This window comes from Saccharopolyspora thermophila (assembly GCF_014646075.1).
In the GTDB taxonomy this organism is placed as follows: Bacteria; Actinomycetota; Actinomycetes; order Mycobacteriales; family Pseudonocardiaceae; genus Saccharopolyspora; species Saccharopolyspora thermophila.
This window is the reverse complement of sequence record NZ_BMMT01000008.1, coordinates 230717-239686: the sequence shown is the minus strand read 5'-3', so window position 1 is coordinate 239686 and position 8970 is coordinate 230717. Positions and strand designations below refer to the sequence as shown.

Genomic DNA, 8970 nt, shown 5'->3' with positions numbered 1-8970 from the left:
TCAGGCCCTGGTCACCGGCGCCCTGCTTGGCGATCTCGTCGATCACGCCCTCGACGCGGGTCTCGTGCGCGACGTCCACGCCCTGCGCGATGTCCGGCGACTGCGACCCGATCGCCACGTTCACGCCACAGGAGGCACCGTCGAAGCCCTTCGCGGAGGAGTCGTAGCCGATCTCCAGGATCTTCTCGCGCACGATGGTCGGGATATCGGCATATGCCTCGGTGGTCACCTCACCCGCCACGTGCACCTGGCCGGTCGTCACCAGCGTCTCGACCGCCACGCGGGACCGGGGGTCCTGCGCCAGCAACGCGTCCAGCACGGCGTCGCTGATCGCGTCGCAGATCTTGTCCGGGTGCCCCTCGGTCACCGACTCACTGGTGAACAACCTGCGGTTGATCTCGCTCACGACTGCTCCTCACCTCACAGCTGATGCGGCTTCAGATCCTCGCGTAGATGGTGCCGTTTTCCGACCGCGGGGTCCCCCGGTCACGATCGGGCGTGGATGATGCCCCATGCCAGGTTGCCCGCCTTGCCACCGGCCACCCAGTTACGCAGGCCGGTCTTCATCTTGGTCCGATAGTTCTCGCTGATGCGATCCGAGAGCTCCGCCTCCCGGCGTTCCAGCACCTCCAGCACCCGCGCGTAGTGCACCGGCAGGTGCTCGGTCAGGTCCTCGAAGTCGAAGTTCTGCAGTCCGAGCCGGGCCAGTTCGCGGCGGTAGAAGCCGGGCGAGCCCATGGTGTCCAGGTTGAGCCGGTCCAGGATCGTGCCCAGGTCCTTCCTCCGGGCGCCGTCGGCGGCCATCGGGTCGGTGAAGATGAACGAGCCCCCGCCCCGGAGCACGCGGGTCACCTCCTCCAGGACCCGCTCGCGGTCGCCGCTGTGCAGGATCGCGTCCTGCGACCACACAATGTCGAAGGCATTGTCCTGGTACGGGATGTCCTCGAACGACCCGTCCCTAACCTCGATGAGCCTGTCCAACCCGGCGGCCCGGTTGAACTCGACGTTGCGGGCGTTCTCCACCTCGCTGAGGTTCAGGCAGGACACCCGGCAGCCGTAGGTCTTCGCCAGGTAGCGGGCCGCGCCGCCGTACCCGGAGCCGATGTCCAGAATGCGGGTGTCCGGGGTGATCCGGACCTTCTGCGCCATCCTCTCCACGGTGCGCCGCGAGGCGGTGGTGATGTCCTCGTCCGGCCTTTCGTAGATGCCGATGTGAATGTCGTTGCCGCCCCAGACGTGGTAGTAGAAGTTGTCCGCGTCCTTGGAGTTGTAGTAGTCGCGGGCGGTGTGCACGGCGGTGGAGTAGATGTCGGACAGTTCCTCGTCGGGGCGGTACTTCTTCTCCGCGACGTGGATGAAGAAGTCCGGCTCGGAGTCGTGGTAGGTCTCCTGGAAATCGCCGTACGTGTCGATCCGCTGGAATCCGACCTCACGCATCAGCCGCCGCATGTAGTTCTTCCGCAGCGGGTACATGTTGAGGTAGAACACGGATTTGTCGGGGAACGTGTACTTGAATCGGGCGAGACCCTCGTCGACGTACTCCGGTTCGGCGGAAACGTCCTCACCGGCGTAGTAGTAGGTGTGCTTGCTGGAGAACCCGTTGTCCAGAATCGCGTCGTAATTGCGCTGGTCGATGATCAGCACGCCGTCGTGCTTGAGCATCGCGTAGAACTCGGCCAGCGCCTTGCGCCGGTCGCGTTCGGAGAACAGGTGGGTGAACGAGTTGCCCAGGCAGATGATCGCGTCGTACTCGCCGTGCACGTCGCGGTTGAGCCAGCGCCAGTCGGCGTGCACGACGCGCAGGATGTGCCCGCCGTAGGTCAGGCCGTTGCTGAACGCCTTGGCCAGCATCTGCGGGCTGCCGTCGGCGCTGACCGTCTCGAAGCCCTCCTCCAGCAGCCGGACGGAGTGGAACCCGGTGCCGGTGGCCACGTCCAGCACGGACCGGACGCCGCGGGCCTTGAGCTGGTCGATGAAGAACGAGCCCTCGCTGGCGTAGCGCTTCTTCCAGTCGATCAGCTCGTCCCATTTCTCGACGAATCCGCCGACGTACTCGTAGGTGTAGTGATCGGATTCGCGCACTTCCAACGGATTGTCGCCGAACACCTGCTCCTCGCGGCGCACCAGATCAGCGGCATCCGGAGATCCGGCGCGTTCGCTGGCGGCAAGGTCGTCCACGCTCTTGGCCATTCTTCACTCCCACCACTCACGTTGGTCATGCGCCACCGCTCAACTCGGGTCCGCGCAATATCCGTGCCCCGAGCCAGGCTCGTGGCCGTGCCGGGTCGCCACTGCGAAAAAAGGCAACACCTGATCGGCCGGGCAGCCGAGAAACACTCAAGGCCGCAACAGCTACACCGATCATCCACTCGATCGGCACCTTTGCCGACCGGCGCCGACGCGCTTTTGCCGTGCGTCGGTTACCCAACCTAGGCGAAGGAGATCGCGAATCAAGCGTACGAACGTGTGACGCTAATCACCGGAATGCGATGATTGCGTGATTTAAATGGTCACCCAGGGTGCATGATTGCGCTACCACCAGCGCCGACATCGGCCAATTCCACCAAGGGTAACGATTGGGCACGTGCATGGATTCGCCGAACTGTGTATACTACCGCGCGCCCGAAATACCACAACAACCGCAAAGAGCACAACCGCGCACGTCGACAAAAATCCGAAGAATGGGCGGCGCGGCGGTTGACTTTTTCTCTTCTGCAGTCCCGGCAGTACGCCGGGGAGCACGGATGTTATGATTTCCGATCCCCTCGCGGCACCGCCGTCCAGGTGAGACCGGCCGGCGACCACGCGGAGTCATTTCTGACATCCGCCATATCGATGCAGATCGCCGCCGCGTATCACCTACGGTAAGAATGTGACGCGCGCCACAGCAGCGCGTCATCGGTCCCTGGTCAGGAGTTCATCAGGACCTCAACTCCGGGAAATCCTCCTCGCGGTACTCGCCGGGCACCGTACCGCCGGCGGCGTGCAGGTCGTTCTCCCGGCCGCGCAGCTCCACCCGGCGGATCTTGCCCGAGATCGTCTTCGGCAGCTCGGCGAACTCCAGCCGCCGCACCCGCTTGTACGGCGCCAGGTGCTCCCGGGCGAACCGCAGGATGGACAGAGCCGTCTCCCGGGTGGGCCGGTGCTGCCCGGCCAGCACGACGTACGCCTTCGGCACCGCCAGGCGGATCGGGTCCGGCGCGGGCACCACCGCCGCCTCGGCCACCGCCTCGTGCTCCAGCAGTACGCTCTCCAGCTCGAACGGCGAGATGCGGTAGTCCGACGCCTTGAACACGTCGTCGGTGCGACCCACATAGGTGATGTAGCCGTCCGCGTCGCGGGACCCGACGTCCCCGGTGTGGTAGTAACCGCCGCGGGTCACCTCCGCGGTGCGCTCCGGGTCGTCGGCGTAGCCGGTCATCAGCCCCACCGGCCGCGGCTGCAACGCCAGGCAGATCTCGCCCTCGTCCGCGGGCTCACCGGTCACCGGGTCCAGCAGTGCCACGTCGAAACCGGGCAGCGGGCGGCCCATCGACCCCGGCCGCACCGGCTGCCCGGGCGTGTTGGCCACCTGGACGCTGGTCTCGGTCTGACCGAAGCCGTCCCGGATGGTCACCGACCACGCGCGCCGCACCTGCTCGATGATCTCCGGGTTCAACGGCTCCCCCGCACCCACCACTTTGGACGGTGGGGTGGTCAGCGAGCCCAGGTCGGCCTGGATGAGCATCCGCCACACCGTCGGCGGCGCGCAGAAGCTGGTGACGCCGCAGCGCTGCATCTGCGCCAGCAGCGCCGCCGGGTCGAACCGGGTGTAGTTGTACACGAACACCGTGGCCTCGGCGTTCCACGGCGCGAAGAAGTTGCTCCACGCGTGCTTGGCCCAGCCCGGCGACGAGATGTTCAGGTGCACGTCACCGGGTTCCAGCCCGATCCAGTACATCGTGGACAGGTGCCCGATCGGGTAGGACGCGTGGGTGTGCTCCACCAGCTTCGGCAGCGCGGTGGTGCCGGAGGTGAAGTACAGCAGCATCGGGTCGTCGGCCCGGGTCGGCCCGTCCGGAGTGAAGCGCTCGTCGGCCCCGGCGCTGTCCGCGTACGCCTGCCAGCCCGGCACCGGCTCGCCCACCGCGACGCGCGTGTAGTCGCCGGGCACCTCGGCGAACTTCGCCGTGTCGGTGGACGTGGTGACCGCGTGCCGGGCCCGGCCGCGGTCGATGCGGTCGCGCAGGTCCGGCGCGCCCAGCAGCGGCGTCGCCGGGATCACCACCGCGCCGAGCTTCATCGCGGCCAGGATCGTCTCCCACAGCTCCACCTGGTTGCCGAGCATCAGCACCAGCCGGTCGCCGCGGCGCACCCCGAGCCCGCGCAGCCAGTTGGCGACCTGGTTGGACCGGCGGGTCATGTCGCGGAAGGTCACCTGGTGCTCGCCGCCGTCGGCGTCGACGATCCACAGCGCGAGTCCGTCCCGGCGCTCGCCGATGGTGTCGAACCAGTCCAGCGCCCAGTTGAACTCCGCGGGCTGCGGCCAGCAGAACTCCCGGCGGGCGGTGTCGTAGTCCTCGCGGTGCCGCAGCAGGAAGTCGCGGGCGGCCAGGAACATCGCGCCCGCGTCGGTTGGGAGATTACCGGTCAACGTGCATACCCTCCTGAACTCGGCTGCGCTGCCGATGCGCTTGAGCGCGCCAACAACGTAACCGCATGACGCCCGCTGATCCACGCTGCGCTGCTCCGAATTGCGGGCGCTCTTTCGGCCGCGTTGACTGAGCGTGCGTTCATGGTCACTGTTGTCGGTTGATGGGGAGTTCGTCCGCCTTTCGCGGCATGTCGGTCTGGAGGAATCGTGCTGCTGCGGGTCCTGCTGGTCACCACGCTGTTCGCCGCCGCCTCCGGAGTTCCGGCGGTCGCCGCCCCCGCCGACCCGTGGCGGCCGAAAGCCCCACCGCTGTCCACGCCGTGGACCGACGAGGTCGGCCCGGACAACGCCCTGCCCGAGTACCCGCGCCCGCAGCTGACCCGCGAGCGCTGGCTGAACCTCAACGGGGTCTGGGAGTACGCCGGCGGCGACACGCCGCCGCAGCGCACCGACGAGCGGATCCTGGTGCCCTACCCGCCGGAGTCGGCGCTGTCGGGCGTGCAGCGCCACGACGACCACATGCGCTACCGGCGGACCTTCACCGTGCCGCCGGACTGGGCCGGGCAGCGGGTGCTGCTGCACTTCGGGGCGGTGGACCAGAAGGCCGAGGTGTCGGTCAACGGCCGCACCGTGGCGGTGCACGAGGGCGGCTACACCTCGTTCAGCGCGGACATCACCGACGCACTCCGCCCCGGTCCCCGGCAGGAGGTCGTGGTGGCCGTCGAGGACCGTAACGACGCCAACCCCTACCCGGTCGGCAAGCAGCGCAACAATCCCGGCGGAATCCTCTACACCGGTGCCTCCGGGATCTGGCAGACCGTGTGGCTGGAGCCGGTGCCCGACGCGCACGTCGCCAAGCTCGACATCACCCCGGACCTGACCGGATTCGACCTCACCGCGCGCACCTCGGCACGGTCCGGGGAGCGGGTCGAGGCCGTGGTGTTCGACGCCGACGGCACCGAGGTGTCGCGCGCGACCGGACCGAGCGACGTCCCGCTGCGGCTGCCGATCGCCGACCCACACCTGTGGACCCCCGACGACCCGTACCTCTACGACATCGTGGTGCGGCTAATCGACGGCGAGGGCCGGGAGCTCGACCGGGTCCGCAGCTACGGCGGTCTGCGCACGGTGCGGCTCGTCGACGACGAGCAGGGCAGGCCGCGGATCGCCCTGAATGGGAAGATTCTGTTCCAGCACGGCCCGCTGGACCAGGGCTACTGGCCGGACGGCATCTACACCGCTCCGACCGACGAGGCGCTGCGGTTCGACCTGGAGGTCACCAAGCGGTTGGGCTTCAACATGGTCCGCAAGCACGTCAAGGTCGAACCGGCCCGCTGGTATTACTGGGCCGACCGGCTGGGACTGCTGGTGTGGCAGGACATGCCGTCGCTGCCGATCGACCTGGCCGACCCGCCCGGCAGCAACCCGCCGCCCGGCGAGCAGGCCCGCGCCAACTTCCGGGCCGAGCTGACCGCCGTGATCGACCAGCTGCGCAGCGTTGCATCCATCGTGGTCTGGGTGCCGTTCAACGAGGGCTGGGGCGAGTTCGACACCGCCGAGATCGCCGAGCTGGTGCGGCGCGCCGACCCCACCCGGCTGGTCGACGCCAACAGTGGGGTGAACTGCTGCTACTCGCTGCCCGACAGCGGGGCCGGGCACCTCTACGACGATCACACCTACGTGGGACCAGGCAGCCCGCAGGTGCGCGGCGAGCGTGCTTCGGTGGACGGCGAGTACGGCGGACTCGGGCTCGTCGAGGAGGGGCACCTGTGGCCGGGCCAGCCGCAGGCGTACGAGATGACCGACAGCCGCGAGGCGCTGACCCGCCGCTACGGGGAGGTCAGCGACGAGCTGGTGCGCATCGTCACCGAGAACGGCCTGTGCGCGGCGATCTACACGCAGACCACCGACGTGGAGAACGAGGTCAACGGGTTCCTCACCTACGACCGCCGGGTCCTCAAACCCGACCTGGCCGCGGTCCGCGCGCACAACCTGGCGGTGATCGACGCGGGCACGCCCTGACTGGCGGCCCGCACCGCGACCGGCCACAGTGGATTCCCGGCGTGCTCACCCCACCCCCAGGAGGAGCAGGATGCGACGGACGTTCAGCAGGCGCGCCGCGCTCGCCACGGTGGCGGGCGCCACCGCGGCCGCGGCCGTGGCCCAGCCGGCCGCCGCCCAGCTACCCGGCGACGCGGTGACCGCGAACGGGCGGTTGTACGAGATCCGGTCCGGGCGGCAGCGGGCGGTGGTCGCCGGGGTGGCTGCGACGCTGCTGTCCTGGCAGGTCGACGGCGCGGAGATGCTGCTGACGCACCCGGCCGACGAGGTCGGCGAGGGCTACCAGGGCAAGACGATCCTGCCGTGGCCCAACCGCATCGACCGCGGGCGCTACACCTTCGGTGGCCAGGAGTACCAGGTCCCGATCAACGAACCCGAGCGGGACACCGCGCTGCATGGTCTGATGAGCTTCGTCGAGTGGCACCCCGTGCGGCACCGGGCGGACAGCGTGGTGCTGGAGTACGTGCTCCCGCCCGACTACGGCTACCCGTTCCGGTTGGCGTTCCGCATCGAGTACGCGGTGGACGCCACCGGGGTGCGCAGCACGCTGACGGCCCGCAACATCGGCCGCACCGCCGCGCCGTTCGGCACCGCCAACCACACCTACCTGGCCGCGGGCGGGGACCGCATCGACGACATCGTCCTGGAACTGCCCGCCGCCACCTACTACCGGACCGATGACCGGCTGATCCCGGTCGGCACCGAACCGGTCGAGGGCACCGACTTCGACTTCCGCACGCCCCGCCGGATCGGCCGCACCGAGATGGACACGGCGTTCACGGACCTGACCCGCGGCCCGGACGGCACCGCGGTGGTGCGCTTCGCCCGCCCGGACGGTGTGACGGCGGAGCTGTGGGTCGACGCCACGCACGACTACCTGCAGGTCTACACGGATGACAGCCCGAGCACCGACCGCGACCCGCGCATGGGCATCACGGTGGAGCCGATGACGTGCGCCCCGAACGCCTTCGTCACCGGCGACGGCCTGATCGTGGTGAAGCCGGGCGAAACCCACCGCGGTACCTGGGGTTACCGCATCGCGAACTGACTCACCGAAGGGCCCGCACCGCGGCCAAGCGTGGTCATCCTCGGGGGCTTCGCTCGCCGAGTTACTCGGCCAAAGGCGCCCTTCGCTGCCGTTGCCGCGGTCCGGGACGGCGGTGCCGTCGGGGGCGCCAGTACAGTGGCCGGGTGGCCGCGTACATCCAGATCCCCACTCCCGCCGGGAAGTTCGACGCGCTGACCGCCGGGCCGCAGGACGGGCGTCCGGTGCTGCTGCTGCACGGGTTCCCGGAGGCCGCCGTGCAGTGGAGCGAGCAGCTGTCGGTGCTGGGCAGCGCCGAGTGCTTCGCCGTCGCCCCGGACCAACGCGGCTACTCCCCCGGCGTGCGGCCGGAGCAGGTGGTCGACTACCGGATGGCGGAGCTCGTCGGGGACGTGCTGGCCATCGCCGAGCACTTTGGCTGGGACCGCTTCGACCTCGTCGGGCACGACTGGGGCGCGGCGGTCGCGTGGACGACGGCCGCCCAGCACCCCGAGCGGATCCGGACCCTGACCGCGGTGTCGGTACCGCACCCCGACCCGTTCGGCGACGCGGTGCGCAACGACGAGGACCAGCACCAGCGTTCGGCCTACATGCAGGTCTTCCGCGCGTCCGGCGCGGAGAAGGCGCTGCTGGCCGACAACGCCCGGAAGCTGCGGCAGATCTACCATCCGGGTGTCCCCCAGCACCACGTGGACGACTACGTGCAGCGGCTCACCGAACCCGGTGCCCTGACCGCCGCGCTGAACTGGTACCGCGCGATGCGCTTCAGCGGCGGCCGGATCGGCCCCGTGGCGGTGCCCACGCTGTACGTGTGGGGCACCGAGGACGTGGCGGTCGGCTCGACCGCCGCGCTGGCCACCGCCGACCACGTCACCGGCCCGTACCGGTTCGAGATGCTCGAGGACGTCTCGCACTGGATCCCCGAAGAGGTGCCGGAGACCTTCACCCGCCTGCTGCTCCAGCACCTCCTGGCCCACCAGGACTGACGGAGGGCCAGGTCGCCGCCGTTGCGGCACCGCTCCGCCCTGCGCGGGTCGCGGGTGGGGTCCCCAAGCTCCGGCAAACCTGGAATCTTCCCAGCGGTTGGGGCACCCAAGTTCGTGCTGCGTCCGCACGAACTCGACGCGGACCACCGACATGTCCTCTTCGGACCGGATCGGGGCCAGCGGTGGCGGCGGTGGTGCGGTGCCGAACATCCGGCCAGCAGGCGTCCCCAGTTCGACACGCGGAC

General features: G+C 69.2%; 6 protein-coding genes. 3 read left to right on the top strand and 3 right to left on the bottom strand.

Features of this window, described 5'->3' with window-relative positions; translation table 11 throughout:
* From IEY17_RS13770 to IEY17_RS13760, 3 genes are all read right to left on the bottom strand, one after another.
* Positions 1-406, bottom strand: a 406-nt coding sequence (locus IEY17_RS13770) for an S-adenosylmethionine synthetase N-terminal domain-containing protein (RefSeq protein WP_308423990.1), incomplete at its 3' end; no start/stop codon positions are given.
* Between the two features lie 80 nt (positions 407-486).
* The gene (locus IEY17_RS13765) at positions 487-2190 is read right to left on the bottom strand and encodes a glycine/sarcosine N-methyltransferase (RefSeq protein WP_188987757.1); all 1704 of its coding nucleotides are present in this window, start codon (positions 2188-2190) and stop codon (positions 487-489) included.
* A 730-nt stretch (positions 2191-2920) separates the two neighbouring features.
* Positions 2921-4600: an AMP-binding protein gene (locus tag IEY17_RS13760; RefSeq protein WP_188987785.1), complete on the bottom strand. Its 1680-nt coding sequence runs from the start codon at positions 4598-4600 to the stop codon at positions 2921-2923.
* A gap of 270 nt (positions 4601-4870) precedes the next feature.
* Here IEY17_RS13760 and IEY17_RS13755 point away from each other — a divergent pair, with 270 nt between their 5' ends.
* The 3 genes from IEY17_RS13755 (at position 4871) to IEY17_RS13745 (ending at position 8725) form a co-directional block, all read left to right on the top strand.
* Positions 4871-6655, top strand: a complete 1785-nt coding sequence (locus tag IEY17_RS13755) for a glycoside hydrolase family 2 protein (protein ID WP_373289880.1) — start codon at positions 4871-4873, stop codon at positions 6653-6655.
* Between the two features lie 70 nt (positions 6656-6725).
* Positions 6726-7742 (top strand): aldose 1-epimerase family protein, encoded by a 1017-nt coding sequence (locus tag IEY17_RS13750; RefSeq protein ID WP_188987755.1) that lies wholly within the window; start codon positions 6726-6728, stop codon positions 7740-7742.
* Positions 7743-7885: 143 nt separating this feature from the next.
* Positions 7886-8725, top strand: a complete 840-nt coding sequence (locus IEY17_RS13745) for an alpha/beta fold hydrolase (protein ID WP_188987754.1) — start codon at positions 7886-7888, stop codon at positions 8723-8725.
* Positions 8726-8970 lie beyond the last annotated feature (245 nt).